The organism is Amycolatopsis sp. NPDC024027 (assembly GCF_040638975.1).
Classification (GTDB): Bacteria; Actinomycetota; Actinomycetes; order Mycobacteriales; family Pseudonocardiaceae; genus Amycolatopsis.
In genome coordinates this window covers 125949-142264 of sequence record NZ_JBEZYY010000009.1, presented here as the reverse complement: position 1 = coordinate 142264, position 16316 = coordinate 125949, and the positions used below count along the sequence as shown (strand labels likewise).

The 16316-nt window shown below is 71.7% G+C and carries 15 protein-coding genes; 8 read left to right on the top strand and 7 right to left on the bottom strand.

Going from position 1 to position 16316, the window contains the following annotated elements:
• Window positions 1–206: 206 nt before the first annotated feature.
• The gene (locus AB0F52_RS22970; protein ID WP_360174376.1) at window positions 207–1406 is read left to right on the top strand and encodes a glycoside hydrolase family 5 protein; all 1200 of its coding nucleotides are present in this window, start codon (window positions 207–209) and stop codon (window positions 1404–1406) included.
• Between the two features lie 110 nt (window positions 1407–1516).
• Here AB0F52_RS22970 and AB0F52_RS22965 read toward each other — a convergent pair whose 3' ends face one another.
• The 3 genes from AB0F52_RS22965 to AB0F52_RS22955 form a co-directional block, all read right to left on the bottom strand.
• Window positions 1517–2242 carry an ABC transporter permease gene (locus AB0F52_RS22965; RefSeq protein ID WP_360174373.1) on the bottom strand — a complete coding sequence of 242 codons (726 nt, stop codon included), beginning with the start codon at window positions 2240–2242 and terminating at the stop codon, window positions 1517–1519.
• Window positions 2239–2964, bottom strand: coding sequence for an ABC transporter ATP-binding protein (locus AB0F52_RS22960; protein ID WP_360174370.1), 726 nt, complete (start codon window positions 2962–2964; stop codon window positions 2239–2241). The genes AB0F52_RS22965 and AB0F52_RS22960 overlap by 4 nt, the downstream gene beginning before the upstream one ends.
• Before the next feature lie 181 nt (window positions 2965–3145).
• Window positions 3146–6025: a glycoside hydrolase family 9 protein gene (locus AB0F52_RS22955; protein WP_360174367.1), complete on the bottom strand. Its 2880-nt coding sequence runs from the start codon at window positions 6023–6025 to the stop codon at window positions 3146–3148.
• Between the two features lie 244 nt (window positions 6026–6269).
• On the opposite strand from AB0F52_RS22955, the gene AB0F52_RS22950 reads away from it, so the two are divergent.
• A complete protein-coding gene (locus AB0F52_RS22950; protein WP_360174364.1) occupies window positions 6270–7898 on the top strand; it encodes a ricin-type beta-trefoil lectin domain protein in 1629 nt (542 codons plus the stop codon).
• A 94-nt stretch (window positions 7899–7992) separates the two neighbouring features.
• Here the strand turns inward: AB0F52_RS22950 and AB0F52_RS22945 are convergent, their stop codons facing one another.
• Complete coding sequence (locus AB0F52_RS22945; RefSeq protein WP_360174361.1) at window positions 7993–8427, bottom strand: hypothetical protein; 435 nt, start codon at window positions 8425–8427, stop codon at window positions 7993–7995.
• 180 nt (window positions 8428–8607) lie between these two features.
• Here AB0F52_RS22945 and AB0F52_RS22940 point away from each other — a divergent pair, with 180 nt between their 5' ends.
• Window positions 8608–8841, top strand: coding sequence for a hypothetical protein (locus tag AB0F52_RS22940; protein WP_360174358.1), 234 nt, complete (start codon window positions 8608–8610; stop codon window positions 8839–8841).
• Between the two features lie 257 nt (window positions 8842–9098).
• Here the strand turns inward: AB0F52_RS22940 and AB0F52_RS22935 are convergent, their stop codons facing one another.
• The 3 genes from AB0F52_RS22935 to AB0F52_RS22925 form a co-directional block, all read right to left on the bottom strand.
• On the bottom strand, window positions 9099–9455 hold the full coding sequence (locus AB0F52_RS22935) for a hypothetical protein (protein WP_360174355.1): 357 nt from the start codon (window positions 9453–9455) through the stop codon (window positions 9099–9101).
• 564 nt (window positions 9456–10019) lie between these two features.
• Window positions 10020–10370 carry a hypothetical protein gene (locus AB0F52_RS22930; protein ID WP_360174352.1) on the bottom strand — a complete coding sequence of 117 codons (351 nt, stop codon included), beginning with the start codon at window positions 10368–10370 and terminating at the stop codon, window positions 10020–10022.
• A gap of 106 nt (window positions 10371–10476) precedes the next feature.
• Window positions 10477–10845 carry a hypothetical protein gene (locus tag AB0F52_RS22925; protein ID WP_360174349.1) on the bottom strand — a complete coding sequence of 123 codons (369 nt, stop codon included), beginning with the start codon at window positions 10843–10845 and terminating at the stop codon, window positions 10477–10479.
• Window positions 10846–11269: 424 nt separating this feature from the next.
• On the opposite strand from AB0F52_RS22925, the gene AB0F52_RS22920 reads away from it, so the two are divergent.
• The 5 genes from AB0F52_RS22920 to AB0F52_RS22900 are packed head-to-tail and all read left to right on the top strand — an operon-like array spanning window position 11270 to window position 16181.
• Complete coding sequence (locus AB0F52_RS22920) at window positions 11270–12106, top strand: hypothetical protein (RefSeq protein ID WP_360174346.1); 837 nt, start codon at window positions 11270–11272, stop codon at window positions 12104–12106.
• Complete coding sequence (locus AB0F52_RS22915) at window positions 12103–13068, top strand: polysaccharide deacetylase family protein (protein ID WP_360174343.1); 966 nt, start codon at window positions 12103–12105, stop codon at window positions 13066–13068. Before AB0F52_RS22920 ends, AB0F52_RS22915 begins: the two co-directional genes overlap by 4 nt.
• Window positions 13065–14300 carry an O-antigen ligase family protein gene (locus AB0F52_RS22910; protein WP_360174340.1) on the top strand — a complete coding sequence of 412 codons (1236 nt, stop codon included), beginning with the start codon at window positions 13065–13067 and terminating at the stop codon, window positions 14298–14300. Before AB0F52_RS22915 ends, AB0F52_RS22910 begins: the two co-directional genes overlap by 4 nt.
• On the top strand, window positions 14275–15330 hold the full coding sequence (locus AB0F52_RS22905) for a glycosyltransferase (RefSeq protein WP_360174337.1): 1056 nt from the start codon (window positions 14275–14277) through the stop codon (window positions 15328–15330). Before AB0F52_RS22910 ends, AB0F52_RS22905 begins: the two co-directional genes overlap by 26 nt.
• Window positions 15327–16181 (top strand): hypothetical protein, encoded by an 855-nt coding sequence (locus AB0F52_RS22900; RefSeq protein WP_360174334.1) that lies wholly within the window; start codon window positions 15327–15329, stop codon window positions 16179–16181. The genes AB0F52_RS22905 and AB0F52_RS22900 overlap by 4 nt, the downstream gene beginning before the upstream one ends.
• The last annotated feature ends 135 nt before the right edge of the window (window positions 16182–16316 follow it).

Here is a 16316-nt window from a genome sequence, read left to right as displayed (position 1 = left end):
CCCTCCACCTTAAGCGCTGCCGCCAGGAGGCCGCCGACCGAGCCGGATTCCCGCCGGCCGCCGTCGAAGAAACGTCGATTCTTTCGATTATTCGATTTCTTCGATCGCCGATCTTCCGCATTAAAGATCCGCATCGGCGAAAGGATTGACGGTAGGTACCGGGCATGTTGGAATATGTCCACCAATGGGCACGAGAGGTATCCGTCATGACTTCGAGAGCAACGAAGCTCCGGTCCGTCTTCCTTGCCGCCGCACTGGCCGTCACCGCGAGTGTGTCCGGGCCCGCTCCGGCCACCGCCGTCACTTCGCTGAATGCTTCGCAGGTCGTCGCCGACATGGGCGCCGGGTGGAACCTGGGAAATCAGCTGGAAGCCAACAGCAACGGCGTGCCCAGTGAAACGGCGTGGGGGCTGCCGGCCGTCACCCAAACGCTCATCGACAAGGTCAAGGCCGCCGGGTTCAGGACCGTCCGGATTCCCGTCTCCTACCTCGGTTACCTCGGTGCCGGCCCGAACTACCAGATCAACGCGGCCTGGCTGAACCGGATCCAGCAGGTCGCCGATTATGCCTACAAGCGCGGCCTGTACGTGCTGATCAACATGCACGGTGACGGCTACAAGACCGTCAACGGCTCCTGGCTGATCTGCGACTCCGGCAACCAGGCCACCATCAAGGCCAAGTACCAGAAGGTCTGGCAGCAGGTCGCGGCCCGGTTCGCCGGCTACGACCAGCACCTGGTCCTGGAGTCCATGAACGAGGAGTTCGACGGCCAGTACGGCAACCCGACGCAGCCGTGCTACTCGAACATCAACGCCTACAACCAGATCTTCGTCGACACCGTGCGCAAGACCGGCGGGAACAACAGTTCGCGGTGGCTGCTCATCGCCGGCTGGAACACCAATATCGACTACACCACCGGGAACTACGGCTTCACGCTGCCCACCGACCGGTTCCGCTCCTCGTCGGTTCCCGCCGCCGAAAAACGGATCATGATTTCCGTGCACTACTACAGCCCCTGGGACTTCGCCGGCGAAGAAAACGGCACCATCACCCAGTGGGGCCGGGGCGCGACCAATCCGGTGAAGAAGTCGACCTGGGGACAGGAAGACTACCTCGACGCCCAGCTGAAACTGGTGCACGACGCATTCGTCGTGAAGGGCTACCCGGTCGTCGTCGGCGAATACGGGTCCATCGACAAGTCCGCGTTCGATTCGGCCAACAACCGGTACCGCGCCGACTTCGCGCGCGCCATCGTGTCGACGTCCAAGAAGTACGGCGCCGCCACCGTCTACTGGGACAACGGCAACAACGGCCAATACGGCTTCGGCCTGTTCGACCGGAGGTCCTACGCGGTCACCCATCAGGGCCTCGTCGACGCCATCATGGGCGGCCTCGCCAGTCGATGACCACCAGCCCCGACCGGCGGTGACACCGCGACCGCGCCAGCGGGGTCCCGCCGCCGTGCGCGGAGGGCGTCGTTCGGCCCTGCGGTCCGGGACTTTCGGCCCCTGCGGCGTCAGGGGGTGCGGCGGCGCAGGGTCGCCGCCCCGAGCAGGAGCGCGAGGGCCGCGCAGCCGGCGATGATCCCGATGTCGCGAACCAGGGTGCCGTCGACTTCGGCCGAGCGGGTCACCTGGGTGAGCGCGTCCACGGCGTAGGACAGCGGCAGGACGTCCGACACCGCGCTCAGCACCCAGCCCATGTCCCCGCGCGGGACGAACAGGCCGCACAGCAGGAACTGCGGCAGCACGAACACCGGCAGGAACTGGATCGCCTGGAACTCGGTGCGGGCGAACGCGCTGACGAACAGGCCGAGCGCGGTGCCGAGGAGCGCGTCCAGGACCACGATGAGCAGCAGGACCCAGACCGGGCCCGCGATGTCCAGCCCGAGCCAGGTCAGGGAGATCCCGGCGGCCACGACCACCTGCAGGGTCGCGAGCAGGCCGAACGCCAGCGCGTAGCCGAGGAGCAGGTCGAGCCGGCCGATCGGCATGGTCATCAGCCGGGTCAACGTCCCGGTCGTGCGCTCGCGCAACGTCGTCACCGAGGTCAGCAGGAACATGATCGTGAACGGGAAGATCCCGAGCAACGCCGGCGCGACCGCGCTGAACCGCTGCTCCGAGTTGAGCACGTACCGCAGCAGGATCATCAGCACGCTCGGCACCGCGACGAGCAGCACCACCGTGCGCGGGTCGTGGCGCAGCTGGGTGAGGATCCGGCGGGTGGTGGCCGGCGCGTTCATCGCGCCGCCTCCGAACGGCCCTTGATCAGGCGCAGGAACGCCTGCTCGAGATCGGGCGCACCGGTCCGCGTCCGCAGCGTCTCGGGGGTGCCACGGGCGAGGAGCTTGCCGCGGTGCAGCAGCAGGAGGTCGTCGCAGCGCGCGGCTTCGTCCATGACGTGGCTGGAGATCAGCAGCGTGACGCCGGTGGCGGCCAGGTCGTGGAACAGTTTCCAGAGCTCGTCGCGCAGCTCGGGGTCGGAACCGACCGTCGGCTCGTCCAGCACCAGCAGCTCGGGGGTGCCCAGCAGCGCCACGGCCAGGTTGGCCCGGCCGCGCTGGCCGCCGGAAAGGCGGCCGACCAGCACGCGGGCCGACGTGGTGAGCCCCGTCCGGGTGATCACCCGGTCCACATCGGACGGCGGCGCGCCGAGCACCGCGGCGAAGTAGCGCAGGGCTTCGGTCACCGTCAGGTCCGCGTAGATCGCCGGTTCCTGGGTCGCGTAGCCGATCCGGCGGCGCAGCTCGGGGTGCCCCGCGGGCCGGCCGAGCACGGTCACGTGCCCGGACTCGACGAGCTGGACGCCCACGATCGAGCGCATCAGCGTGCTCTTGCCGCAGCCGTTCGGCCCCAGGAGCCCCGTCACCGTCCCGCGCCGCACGGTGAACCCGATGTCGCGCAGCACCTCTTCGCCGCCGCGGTGGACGCGCAGGTCCGCCACGACGATCGCCGGCTCGTCCACGGCGTCCTCCTTCCCCGCCCCGGGCTCCTCATGGTGAGCGCCGGCACGGCCCGGGACAAGGCCCGGGTACGGAGGAAGAAGAGCGGGCAGGCGCGCCGAGGGGGAGGAGGCGCACCTGCCCGCAGGGTGTGACGCTAGCGGACTCTCCGGCGGTTCGCCGATCGAGCGACCGGCGAGGCCGTCAGCCGCAGGTCTTCCCGTTCACCGCGAAGGTCGTCGGCGGCGGGTTGCTGCTGCCTGTGAAGCTGCCGTTGAAGCCGATCGAAACCGACTTGCCCGGCGCCACCGAAGCGTTCCAGGGCAGCGCCGTGGCGGTGACGCCCGCACCGGACTGCGCCCACGTCGCCGACCAGCCCTGGGTCACCTTCTGGGTGCCCGGGAAGGCGAACTTCAGCGTCCACGTCGGCCACGCCGTCGTCCCGGTGTTGGTCAGCGTGACGTAGGCCGTGAAGCCGCCGGTCCACGAGGTGGCCGTGTAGGCCACCGAGCAGCCGCCGCCCGAGGCATCCGGCAGCGTCGTGAACTGCGTCGACGCCGAGTCCGGCCCGGTGAGGCCGGCGCCGTTGCGGGCCACCACGACCACGGTGTAAGCCGTCGACGGCGACAGCCCGGTCAGGGTCGCGGTCGTTCCGGTGACGGTGGCGAGGACCTTGCGGGCCGAGCCGGTCACGCCGACGACGTCGTAGCTCTTGATCCCGCTCTCCGCGTCCGAGGACGCCGTCCAGGTCACCGTCGCGCCGGTGGCGGAGACCGCCGAGACGACGGGCTTGCCCGCGGCGGCCGGGGCGGTCGTGTCGACCGCGGACGGCGACTTCTCCGCGGTCCAGTTCGCCAGCCAGGCCAGTGCCGAGTTCCAGTTGATGGCGACCTCGTTCACCGAGTACGCCTGGATGTCGTCGACGAAGCAGCGCTGGGGCGCGCAGCCGGTGAGCAGCCGGGCCGCGGTCGGGTCCTGCAGGCCGCTGTTGGGCCCGCCGGAGAGCGCCCCGGGCGGCGCGGTCGGCAGCGACGGGTCCAGCTCGTGCGCCCAGAACCGGTGGTGCACGTTCTGCACGGCCTGGTCACCGTGGCCGGCGACGTAGGAGTAGTTCGCGGGGTTGCGGCCCAGCAGGTAGTCCATGGCCTGGAACGCGCCGTCGCGGTACTTGTCCAGCTTGGTGAAGTCGTAGGCCAGGGCCAGCACGACGCCGTTGTTGGCCACCAGGCCGTTGGATCCCCACTCGTACGTGCCGTCGGCCGTGCGGTAAGGCGCGGGGTAGCCCATGCCCGCCATCTGCGCGAGGTGGCTGTCGGCGGTCGTGGTGATGGCCGACTTGATCGCCGTGACGTCGGCCGCGGGCAGGTCGGTGGGCACCAGGGCCAGGGTGATGTCGCCGAGCGCGCCCGTCGAGCCCCAGTCGAAGCCGTGGGTGTTGAAGCTGACGCCCCGGTAGAGCGAGGAACCGGTGACGTCGGTGCGGTACCCGCTCTTGCCGGTCGTCGCGAAGAGTTCCGCGGCGGCCCAGTAGAACTCGTCGGTCACGGTGTTGTCGCTGTAGGTGCCGCCGCCGGTACCGTCGTTCGGGTCGGCGAGCACGTTCGGGTTGGCCTTCGCCGCGGCGTACGCCTTCTCGGCCGCGGCGAGCAGCTTCGCCGAGTACGCCGGGTCGATGGTCCGCCACAGCCGGGACGCCTGCGCCGCGACCGCGGCCATGTTCAGCGTGGCCGCCGTGCTCGGCGGGGAGAGCCGGCGCGGCTGGCTGTCCTGGTCGGGCCGGGTGGGCAGGGCGGTCCACTGCGCGTCGTGGATCTTGTGGTGCACCATGCCCGCGTTCGGCTTGCCGTCGGGCACCTGCATGGAGAGCAGGAAGTCGACTTCCCAGCGGGCTTCGTCGAGGATGTCGGGGACGCCGTTGCCCTGTTCGGGGATGGCCAGCTTCCCGTCGCCCAGCGCGCTCGCGTCGCCCAGCTTCAGCGCGCGCTCGTACTCGTCGAGCAGCTCCCAGGTCGCGATGCCGCCGTTGACGACGTACTTGCCCTGGTCGCCCGCGTCGTACCAGCCGCCGCGGACGTCGAGGGTGTAGCCGCAGTTCAGGTCCGACCGGCAGGGCACGTTGTTGTCACCCTGGTTCGGTGCCACGTTGACGTGACCCGCCGGGCGCGCGTAGGTCGCCCCGACGTACCGGGCGTCGATCGCGATGCCGCTGCGCTGGTGGTAGAAGAACGCCAGCGAGTCGTAGCGCAGCTTCTTCAGGCCGTCCGCGGAGATGTCGAACGGGAAGCTCGTCTCGGAGCCGACGACGAGGGTGTACCCGGTGCCCGCGGTGTCGTAGGCGGAGAAGTCGATGTCGTGGACGTTCTCGCCGGAGGCGGCGTCCGCGCCGCGGGGCCGGGTCTGGCCGGTGGTCACCGCCGTGCCGGCGGAGTTCCGCAACGTCCACGTCACCGGCGTCGAGGAACCGCTGATCACCGTGGCGTGCTTGGGCAGGCCGGGGGTGTAGCTTTCCTGGTTCACCCGGATGCCGCTCGTCGGCGGCAGGCCGCCGGGCGGGATGACCCCGCCGATCAGCGAGATGTTGTCCAGGCAGACGGTGTTGTTCGCGGCCTGGCCGCCGAACCAGAAGGCCAACTGGCCGTTGCCCGCGTTCGGGAAGTCCAATGTGGACGTGAAGGTGACGGTGAAGTGCTGGGTGGCGGGCGTGACCGTCAGGTCGGTGCGGGAGATCTGCCGGTAGGGCGAGACGGCCTCGCCCGCGACGGCGGAGATCTGCTGGGTGGTCGTGGCGTGCGCGTCGAACGTCAGCGTGTACTGCTGGCCCGTCTCGAACGGGACGCCGTTCTGGCCGGCCAGCGCGTCGTAGCCGTTGGCCGTGCCGCCGGTGACGTCGGTGCAGAACTCCCCGCCGGTGACGTGGCCGGTGGTCCCGGACCCGGCCCACCAGGGGTCGATGGTGCCGCCGGCGAAGGTGCCGTTGAGCAGCCGCTCGTACGTCGCGGCGGACGCGGGCACGGATCCCGCCGTCAGCCCGAGCGCCGTCACCGCCAGTAACACCAGACCAGCCCGGAATTTCCTTGCCCGCATTCGCCATCTCCTCGTCGTCGAGCCCGGCGGAAGTGGGAGCGCTCCCAGACAAGGGACTGTAATCATGCGCGTGCGCCTTTGGCAATGATCCGCGGACGGAGGGTGGACGCGCTACCGGCGTTCGTCTATACATACGTGGGCCACCGGGTCAGTCAGGCCGAAATTTTCGGAAAGTTTCGCGACCATCAGTGCGGCCGACAATGTTAACGCTAACTGTCGGTCCACCCGTCGGAAAGGGGCGACGATGCCCGCTCGAACCCGTTCACGGGTCCTGCACCTGTTCGCCGCGACGGCCGCCGCGCTGTCGTTGTCCGCCGCGGTCCCGGCCGTCGCCGTCGCCGCGCCGGGCAGCCCGGCGGTCACCCCGCCACTGGGCTGGAACAGCTGGAACAGCTTCGGCTGCAACGTCAGCGAAGCCACGATCCACCAAGCCGCCGACGCGATGGTCTCCTCCGGCATGCGCGACGCGGGCTACCAGTACGTCGTCGTCGACGACTGCTGGTTCGACCCGCAGCGCGACGCCCAGGGCAACCTGCGCGGCAACGCCTCGAAGTTCCCCAGCGGCATGAAGGCCCTCGGCGACTACATCCACGCCCGCGGCCTGAAGTTCGGCATCTACCAGGTCCCCACCGACAAAACCTGCGCCCAGCGCACCGGCACCTACCCCGGCTCCACCGGCAGCCAGGGCCACGAAACCCAGGACGCCCGCACGTTCGCCTCCTGGGGCGTCGACTACCTCAAGTACGACTGGTGCTCCCCCGCCGGCACCCGTGACGAGCAGGTCAGCCGCTTCGGCCTGATGCGCGACGCCGTGCGCGCCACCGGCCGCCCCATCGTCTACAGCATCAACCCCAACAGCTACCACGCCATCACCGGCGACAAGTACGACTGGGGCCAGGTCGCCGACCTGTGGCGCACCACCGAAGACCTGCTCGACATCTGGCAGAACGGCAACACCAACAGCTACCCCATGGGCGTCGGCAACGTCCTCGACGTCACCGCCCCGCTGGCCGCCCAGGCCGGCCCCGGGCACTGGAACGACCCCGACATGCTCGTGGTCGGCCGCCCCGGCCTGTCGCTGACCGAATCCCGCGCGCACTTCGCCCTCTGGGCCCTGATGGCGGCGCCGCTGATGGCGGGCAACGACATCCGCACCATGTCCGCGGACATCAGCGCCGTCCTGCGCAACCCCCGCCTGCTGGCCGTCGACCAGGACCGCCTCGGCGCCGGCGGCCGCCGGGTCCGCGACGACGGCAACGTCGAGGTCTTCGCCAAGCCGCTGGCCGACGGGTCCGTCGCCGTCGGCCTGCTCAACCGCGGCAGCGGCACCACCACCATCAGCACCACCGCGGCGCAGATCGGGCTCTCCGGCATCTCGTTCACCCTGACCGACCTCTGGACCGGCGGCACCTCCGCGAGCAGCGGAGCGATCAGCGCGAGCGTGCCCGCCCACGGCGCCGCCGCCTACCGCGTCTCCGGTGGCACCCCGCTCGCCGCCACGACGTCGCGGCTGCGCGGCGCCGGCGCCAACCGCTGCCTCGACGTCGACAACGCCTCCACCGCCTCCGGCGCGGGCACGCTGATCTGGGACTGCCAGACCGCCGCCAACCAGCTGTGGACCACCTGGGAAAACGGCGAGATCCGCGTCTTCGGCGACAAGTGCCTCGACGCCACGACCAGCGGAGCTCGCGTCTTCAGCCGCTCGTGCACCGGGCAGAGCAACCAGAAGTGGACCCTCGGCTCGGACGGCACGATCCGCAACGTCCAATCAGGACTGTGCCTCGACGTCGAAGGCGCCGCGACGGCCAACGGGACCCACGCGATCCTGTGGACCTGCAACGGCCAGGCGAACCAGCAGTGGAGCCGCGTCTGACCGATCGGCAACGCGCGACGCTGGTGCGGCAGCGGTGCCGCACCAGCGCACGCGGCGTTCGCGCGCCGCTCACGGGGCGCGGCGGCGGACTGGCTCAGCTCGTCCCGGTTGCCGGCCTCAGGTCCTCGGCGCAGCGCCGGGCGTGGGGGCCCGCGCTGCGCAGGATCTTCCCGAACCAGGCCGCGCACTCGGCCGCCAGCTCCTCGGGGCCGCCGGTCACGTCGAGGGCGGACGGCGTCGGCTCTTCCGGCAGCTCGTGCAGGCAGATGTGCAACAGGTCGCCTTGCGCGCGCCCGTCCCGGTAGTGGACGCCGAACTCGGCCAGCAGGAAGCTTTTGACGGGATTGGAGACCCTCGCGACCGCGATCAGGCAGGGGTGCTCGTCCTCGCGCCGGCTCGCCCAGCTCGAGGCGTGTTCGAAGTCCCACTGCGCGCTCGCCTGCTGCAGCGCGGCGAGGAACGCCTGTTCGTCCGGCCTGAGCTCGTCGCTGTCATGGTCGAGGTCGAACCACCGGGGCCACTTCGTCATCTGCCGAGGTTAAGGCCGCTCTCCTCACCGTGACCAGCGAAATTGCGGCGCTGCCTCGACGCCCGGTGGCCGATCGGGCTTCCGCTTCTCACCTGACCGAGGGACGCAGGAACGGTAACGCGCGGGCGGTAACGGAGCGATAACGGGATACGGACCGTCCGACCGCAGGAGAACTTTCGCGTGGAAACACCGTGCCGAGGCCCCATCGACGTCACCCGGGTCACCGGGTTCGACAGCGGCACCGCCGACCCTGACGACCTTCGCCGCGCCGTCGCGGCGTCACCCGGCTACACCCGCGCCGCCACCGAGCAGCAGGCGGCGGTGCTGGACATTGTGCTGCGCGTGGGCACCACGCCCCTTCCGGAGCCGCGGCGCCGGCGCGGGGTCGTCGGGAGGCTGCTCGGCCGCCGCTGAGCGCACGGAAAAGCCGCGACCGACGTGTCGGTCGCGGCTTTTGCCTGCGCCGGGTGGGGCCGGCTCACCGGTTCTGCCCGGTGGCCGGTCCCACCCGTGCCGGCGTCGGCGCCGGGATCGCTGCGTGCCCGGGACGGGGAACCGGAGTGTGCAGCTCGCTCCCTGTTCCGGGCACGCCGCACCACCTCGGGCGCGGCGCCGGATTCCGCGCCTCGGCCGGCATCCGCACACACAACGGGCGGCCGTGGCGCGGGGACTCAGTGACCCTGGCTGGTGCCACCGTCGGCGAGGCCGCTCGAGGCGCAGTTTTCCGGGTTCTCGCCGCTGGCCTCGTGCTCGCCCGGCGAAAGGATCGGCACGCCGATGCCGTTGAGCGAGTTCTGGATCGGCACCTGGACGCCGAGCACGTTGATTTCGTTGTCGCACACGCCGAGCGCGGCGTTGACGTTGTGCAGCACGTCGGTGTTGTTCAGGTTGAGCAGGCCGAGCTGGCCGGTGTGCCCACCGTGGTGGTGGTCATCGTGGCCGGCCGGCGTACCGGCGGCCGCGACGCCACCGGCCAGGAAAGCGCCGGCCGCCACGGCAGCCGTGACGAACCCGATCTTCTTCAGCATTTGTTCTCCTCGATCAGTCGGTGCATCGGACAGGACGGCGACGAGGTGTGTGTGCTCCGTCCCGCGTGAGGGAAACGTACTGAAAGAATGGTGTGAATTCCACCGCATGCCACCATTGGGTGCGCACCACAAGCCGCTGACCGGGCCCTGATTGGCCCGATCGGGTCAGCGAGGTTTATCGCGGAAGAACGGTTTTCATGAAACGAGCCGCATTCGCACACTCGTTCATGACACCATCACTCCAACAAACACCACGGAAACGAGGCGGAAGCCGTAGGCTCGGTCACACGGAACGCGTTCCCTTCGACCCCGGGAACGGGTTTCCGGCTGGTGAACCGGCGAGGTGTGAACCCCTCAGCCGAGCCCGCAGCCGGGCGACGCACAACCTCGCCGGTTCCCAGCCCCCAGCCAAGCCGGCGCGGACCGCGCGCTCAGCGTCCTCATCGGACAGCGCCGGGGCCGGCGTCACCCGGCCACGGTCGCCCTCCCCTCCTTTTCCGGACACAGCGAAAAGCCGCCGCACGGAAACTGCATCCGTGCGACGGCTTCTTCCCACCGGGTCGGTCAGTGGCCCTGGGCCGTCCCGCCGTCCGCGATGCTGCCGCTGGCGCAGTTCGACGGCGTCGAGCCTTCGGCTTCGTGCGCCCCCGGCGACAGGATCGGGACGTCGATGCCCTCGGCGACGTCGTGCAGCGGGACCTGCACGCCGAGCACGTTGACGTTGTCGTCGCAGACGCCGCCGACCACGTTGACGTTGTGCAGTGCGTCGAGGCTCTGCACGTTGGCCAGGCCGAACTGTTCGCTCTGGTCGACCGGGTGGCCCGAGACGCTGACGGTGGTCGCGGAGGCCGAGCCGCCGAAGGCGGCCAACCCGGCGGCCAGTGCGGTCGCGACGAATCCGAGCTGCTTGATCACGAGAAAAAACTCCTCAACTGCCCGCCCCGGTTCGGGGCGATACTTCACGGCGCGAACCTAGGCTGCGCCATTTCCGGAAAACCATTCATTCCGCCGGAGCGGAAAGTCACTCGCCCTGGCTGGTGCCGCCGTCGGCGAGCCCGCCGGAGGCGCAGTTGTACGGCGACTCGCCGCTCGCCTCGCTGGCACCCGGCGACAGGATCGGCACGCCGATGCCGTTGAGCGAGTCGTGGATCGGCACCTGGACGCCGAGCACGTTGATGTCGTTGCCGCAGAGGCCGAGCGTGCCGTTGACGTTGTGCAGCGCGTCGGTGTTGTTCAGGTTCACCAGGCCGACCTGACCGGTGTGGTCGTAGCCGTAGGTGCCGTGGTGGTGGCCGTGCTCTTCGTCCGGCGTCCCGGCGGACGCGATGCCACCGGTGACGAATGCCCCGGCCGCCATGGCGGCGGCGACGAAGCCGATTTTCTTCAGCATGGATTCTCCCTCGATAAGACAATTGTCTTCGATAAGACAGGTGCCAAGGCGGTATTCAACGTAGTGTTCCGCCTCGGTGGGAAAAACGTACTGACGCCCCGCCGGGCGTTCCAGCCGGTTCACCGATCGTGTGGGGTCCGCGAACCCCTGACCGGGGTTTGTGTAGCTCGAACGGGTGGCCCCCGGAGGTGATCACGATGTCGGCCGGAAGCCGGCGCCGGTGATCAACGAACCGTTGCTACGCCGCGTGTTCCGTCCACCGAGTCACTGCGGTGCGTCACGCTTTGGGGTTGCCGAACCGGCGCAGATCTGTGTCGGAGCGTGACGAATTCCCGAACCCCATCCTTCGAAAGTGAAGCCACTTCCGCGTTCCTACGCTTTGCCGGGTCACCCGGTACACGGGGCGGGACGTGAGGAGTCGTTCGTGGTGGATTACGCGGTGCTCGTGGCGTCCGCGGTGCTCTACGCGGTGGGGATCGTCGCGCAGAGCGTCGCCGCGCGGCGGGCCGGGAACCGGCCGGGCGCGGGACTGGGCCTGCTGGCCCGGCTCGCCGCCGATCGCCTGTACCTGCTGGGTTTCGCCGGTCAGCTGGGCGGTTTCGCGCTCGCGTTCTTCGCGCGGGCGTCCCTGCCGCTGTACCTGGTCCAGGCCGCGTCGTCGTCGGCCATCGGCCTGGCGACCGCGTTCGGGGTCCTCGTCCTCGGGTGGCGGATCCGCGCCGGGGAAGCGATGACGCTGGTGCTGCTGGCCTCCGGGCTGGTCGTGCTGGCCGGGTCGTCGTCGGCCTCGGTCGCGACCGATCTCCCGCCCGCCGGGGTCGCCGCACTGGCCGTCGTGGTGCTCGGCACCGGGCTGGCGATGATCCCGGCGGGCCGGGCGGGGACGTTCCTGCCGGCCGCGGTCGTGTCCGGGGTCGCGTTCGCCGTCGTGGCGGTCGCCAGCCGGACCCTCGCGCACCTCGATCTCCTCGCCCTGCCGGGAAATCCGCTGACCTGGCTGATGCTGGCGGCCGCGGTGCTCGGCCAGGCTTCGATGGCGGCCGCCCTGCAGCGCGGGCCGGCGGCGGCGGTCGTGGCCACCGCCGACGCGACGACGATCGTGCTCGCGTCGGTCACCGGCATCGCCGTCCTCGGCGACCACGTCGTCGCCGGGCAAGGGGCGTGGGTCGCCACCGGCCTCGCCGTGGTCGTGTGCGGTGTCCTGCTGCTCGGCCTGCAGTCGCGCGCCGGCGCGCCCGCCCTCGCGGGGGAAGCGGCGTGACCCCGCGGCCGCTCGCGAGCGTCTCGGTCGACCTCGACAACCTGTGGGCCTACCTCAAGACCCACGGTGATCCCGGCTGGCGCGACCGGCCCAGTTTCCTGCCGTCGGCGGTGCCGCGGCTGCTGGAGATCCTCGGCGAACAGGGCCTGACGACAACGGTCTTCGTCGTGGGCGCCGACGTCGTCCGCGAAGACGGCGCCAAGGCGGTCGCCGAGATCGCCGCGGCCGGGCACGAGGTGGCCAACCACTCCTTCGGTCACGAACCCTGGCTGCACCGCTACTCCCGCGAGCGGCTCGAGGACGAGCTGAGCCGGACCGAAGCCGCGATCACCGCCGCGGGCGCGCCCCGGCCCAGCGGGTTCCGCGGCCCCGGCTACAGCGTCACGCGCGACTTGGTCGAGCTGCTCGCCGAACGCGGCTACGCCTACGACGCCAGCACGCTGCCGACGTGGATCGGCCCGCTGGCCCGCGCGTACCACAACCGCACGGCGAAAGCCGCGGAAGAAGGGCTCGGCGAGCTGTTCGGCGGGGTCTCCCGGGTACTGGCGCCGGTGCACGCCTACCGCTGGCAGACGTGCGCGGGCAGCACGCTGGTCGAGCTCCCGGTGACGACGATGCCGCTGCTGCGCACGCCGATCCACGGTTCGTACCTCCTGCAGCTGCACGCGATCTCGCCGCGGCTGGCCCGGGCCTACTTCCGGACGGCGTTGCGGCTCTGCCTCGTCCGCGGGGTGTCGCCTTCGCTGCTGCTGCACCCGACCGACGTCCTCGGCGCCGCCGACGCTCCCGGCATGGAGTTCTTCCCCGGGATGGCGGCACCGGGTGCGCGGAAGGTGGCTTGGCTCGGCTGGGTGCTTTCCGCGCTGCGGGAGCACTTCGACGTCGTCGGCACCGGGGAGTACGTCAGCCGGACGGCCGTGCGGCGCACCCGGCCGGTGACCCGGTTGGACGCCGGAAGGTGATCGCTCACCCGGTCGTCCGGCCGGCCCGGCGCGAAAACCTCGAGACGACCCTGCTTCGGGTTCTCGCGTGCGCGACCGTCGGCTTGGCGCCGGTCGAGGGCTACCTGACGGCCGTGCAGAGCCAGCTCGGCAAGGTCGCGCCCGCCTTGCTGACCGTGGTCTGGCTCGCCGTGCGGATCCGCCGCCGGCAGCCGCCCCGGCCGGCTCCGCTGCACGCCGTTCTCGCGCTTCTCGCCGTCGTGCTGGCGGTGACCGCGTCCGCGCACGCGGCGGGCCCGTTCACCGCGGAGTACACCGTGCGCTGGCTGCCGTTCCTGGTGGTCACCGCGGTGCTCGCGGACGTCGCGAGCCGGGAGGTGCCGATCCGGTGGCTGCTGCTCGCGGCGGCCGCGGGCGCGACCGCGGCCGGCGCGGGTGCCCTCTACAGCCTGGTCGCCGAGGGCGAAGCGCGCGCGAGCGGGCCGCAGCCGGATCCGAACGACCTCGCCTACTTCCTCGTCGCGGCGGTGCCCCTGCTCGCGGCGCTGCACCGCCGGGGCCGGGGCGCCGTCCTGACGGCCGCGGGCATCGTCCTGGTGGCCGGCGCGACGGCGACGTTCTCCCGCGGCGGCGCGCTCGGCCTGACCGCCGCGGTGGGCTGGCTGCTGCTGCGGGGGGTGCTGCCGTGGCGGTTGCTCGCCGCCGCGGCCGTGGCGGTCGCCGGGCTGGGGCTGGGCGCGTGGGCGTTCGCCGGGCCGCAGCTGGACCGGGCCCTGCAGGAAAAGAGCTTCATCGCCGCGTCCAATGTGGACACCCGGGAACTGCGCTGGCAGGCGGCGGCCCGGATGCTGACCGCCCAGCCGGTGCTCGGCGTCGGCCCCGGCGGGTTCCGCGAGCACTACGCCGCCGAGTCGCACAACGCCGAGGTCGACGAGCAGACCCCGGTGGCGCACGACATGTACCTCGAGGTCGCCGCCGAACTCGGCCTGCCCGGGTTCGCGCTGTTCGCCGGGGTGGTCGCCACCGCGGCGGTGGCGAGCGAGCGGACGGTCCGGCGGGCCGGCCCCGGCACGCGGCGGACGGAGGCGGTCGCGATCCAGGCGTCGCTGCTGGCCGTCCTGGTGACTTCGACGTTCCTGTCCGAGCAGTACTACCTGCCGCTGTGGTCGCTGGCCGCGCTCGCCGTCGCGGCCGAAACCCGGGTTCGAGAAGGAAAGGGAAGCGCCGATGCGGGTGCTGCACGTGATCAGTGAGATGGGGGCCGGCGGGGCGGAGACGCTCGTGGCCGGCATGGTGACCCGCGGCGAGGAGTACGGCTGGGTGTCCGCCGTCGCCAGCGGCGGGGGTTTCCGCGCCGACGCGCTGGCCGCGGCCGGCACGCCGACGTTCCCCGTGCCGCTCGCCCGCCGCAGCAAGGCGGGGGTGCTGAAGGCGGCCTGGGCCACCCGCCGCGCGATCGCGCGGTTCCGGCCCGACGTCGTGCTGGCCCACAACGTCGGCGCGAGCCTGGTGGCCCGCCTCGCGCTCGCCCCCGGGCGGCGGCGGCCGGTCACCGTCTTCCACGGCGTCGCCGAGCCGGATCACGCGGCGGCGGCGCGGATCCTGCGCCGCACGTCCGGCCGGGTCGTCGCGGTCTCCGCCGCGACCGCGGACCGGCTGGCGGCGTCGGGGCTGGAGCGTCCGGTGGTGATCCGCAACGCGGTGTTCCCGAGGCCGCCGGTGTTCGGCCGCGCGGAGATCCGCGCGTCCCTCGGTGTCCCGGAGCGGACGCCGGTCGCGCTCTGCCTGGCCCGGCTGGAACCGCAGAAACGCCACGACGTGCTGCTGGACGCCTGGGCCGCGGTCGGCGGCGACGCCGTGCTGTGGCTGGCCGGCGACGGCAGCCTGCGTCCGGAGCTGGAGCGTCGCGCGCAGGAGCTGGGCCGCCGGGTCGAGTTCCTCGGCACCCGCGCGGACGTGCCGGACCTGCTCGCCGCGACCGACGTCACGGTGCTGACCAGCGACTGGGAAGGCCTGCCGCTGGCGGTGCTGGAGTCGATGGCGGCGGGCCGCCCGGTGGTCGCGACGGACGTCGGCGGGATCGCCGGGGTGCTGGCCGGCGGCGGCGGGATCGTGGTGCCGCCGGCGGATCCGGCCGCGACGGCCGCGGCGCTGACCACGCTGCTGTTCGACCAGGCGGCGCGGGAAACCACGGCGCTGGAAGGAATCCGGGCCGTCGAACGCGACTACGACCCGCACCCGCTCATGAAGTCCTACGACGAGTTGCTCCGAGGTGCCCGATGAAGTACCGCAGTGTTGTCTCGAGCGTCGCCGTGGCGCTGCTGGTGGGGGCGCTCGTGCTGATCGTCGGCCTGACGCGCGGCGCGGAGTACCAGGGCCGGGTGAGCCTGCTCGCCGGCCCCGCCGCGGCGGACGGTGCTCCCTACGGCGAGGTCGTGTCGCTGGCGTTGCCGGCGCTGGTCGAGCTGGCCCGCAGCCCGTCGGTGCTGGCGGCGGCGGCGCCGGTGTCCGGGTACGGCCCCGACGAGCTCGCCGGGCACGTGTCGGTCGAGCTGGTCCCGGCTTCGGGCCTGGCGCGGCTGTCGGTGCGCGCGGCCTCGCCGGAGCAGGCGGGCGCGACGGCGATGGCGCTGGGCAAGGCGATGATCGACGCGGATCTCCTCGCGCCGGCCGGGAAGCTGCGGACGCTGGACGCGCGGCCGGAGGTGCTCACGGTGGCACCGGACGTGCCGCTGGTGAGCGGGCTGGCCCTGGTCGGCGCGGTCGCGGCCGGGCTGGCGACGGCGGCCCTGCGCCGGTTGACCCCGCTCGGCGCCGGCCCGGGCCCGGTGCGCCGGGCCCTGGCGGCGGCGGGAGTGCACCGCCCGGTGACGGTCCTGCGCGAGGACGACCCGTCGGCGGCGGACCGGCTGGCGGTGCTCTGCCGCGCGGCCGGGCGGCCGGTCCGGGTGCTGCCGGTGACCCCGGAGCTGACCGAGACGGCGGCCAAGCTGGCGGCGGGATTGCCGGAGGAGCACGGAGAAGGCGCCTCGGTGGTGGCCGTGACGGCGGCGGGGCGCGACCAGGAGGACCTGACCGCGACGGTGGCTGTGCTGCCGGCGGACGCGGTGCTGGTGGCGGTGGTGCAGGCATGAGCGCCCGGCGACACACGGTTCCCGGCACGGTGTCCACGCCCGCCGGACCACGCCCCGCCAACTTGGCGACGGAGGTGCAGGCATGACCTCGCAACCCACACTTCCCGGCACGGTATCCACGCCCGCCGGACCACG

Coding starts and splice junctions, on each gene's coding strand:
- AB0F52_RS22970 (WP_360174376.1), top strand. CDS start 207: ATGACTTCGAGAGCAACGAAGCTCCGGTCCGTCTTCCTTGCCGCCGCA.
- AB0F52_RS22965 (WP_360174373.1), bottom strand. CDS start 2,242: ATGAACGCGCCGGCCACCACCCGCCGGATCCTCACCCAGCTGCGCCAC.
- AB0F52_RS22955 (WP_360174367.1), bottom strand. CDS start 6,025: ATGCGGGCAAGGAAATTCCGGGCTGGTCTGGTGTTACTGGCGGTGACG.
- AB0F52_RS22950 (WP_360174364.1), top strand. CDS start 6,270: ATGCCCGCTCGAACCCGTTCACGGGTCCTGCACCTGTTCGCCGCGACG.
- AB0F52_RS22945 (WP_360174361.1), bottom strand. CDS start 8,427: ATGACGAAGTGGCCCCGGTGGTTCGACCTCGACCATGACAGCGACGAG.
- AB0F52_RS22935 (WP_360174355.1), bottom strand. CDS start 9,455: ATGCTGAAGAAGATCGGGTTCGTCACGGCTGCCGTGGCGGCCGGCGCT.
- AB0F52_RS22925 (WP_360174349.1), bottom strand. CDS start 10,845: ATGCTGAAGAAAATCGGCTTCGTCGCCGCCGCCATGGCGGCCGGGGCA.
- AB0F52_RS22905 (WP_360174337.1), top strand. CDS start 14,275: ATGCGGGTGCTGCACGTGATCAGTGAGATGGGGGCCGGCGGGGCGGAG.
- AB0F52_RS22900 (WP_360174334.1), top strand. CDS start 15,327: ATGAAGTACCGCAGTGTTGTCTCGAGCGTCGCCGTGGCGCTGCTGGTG.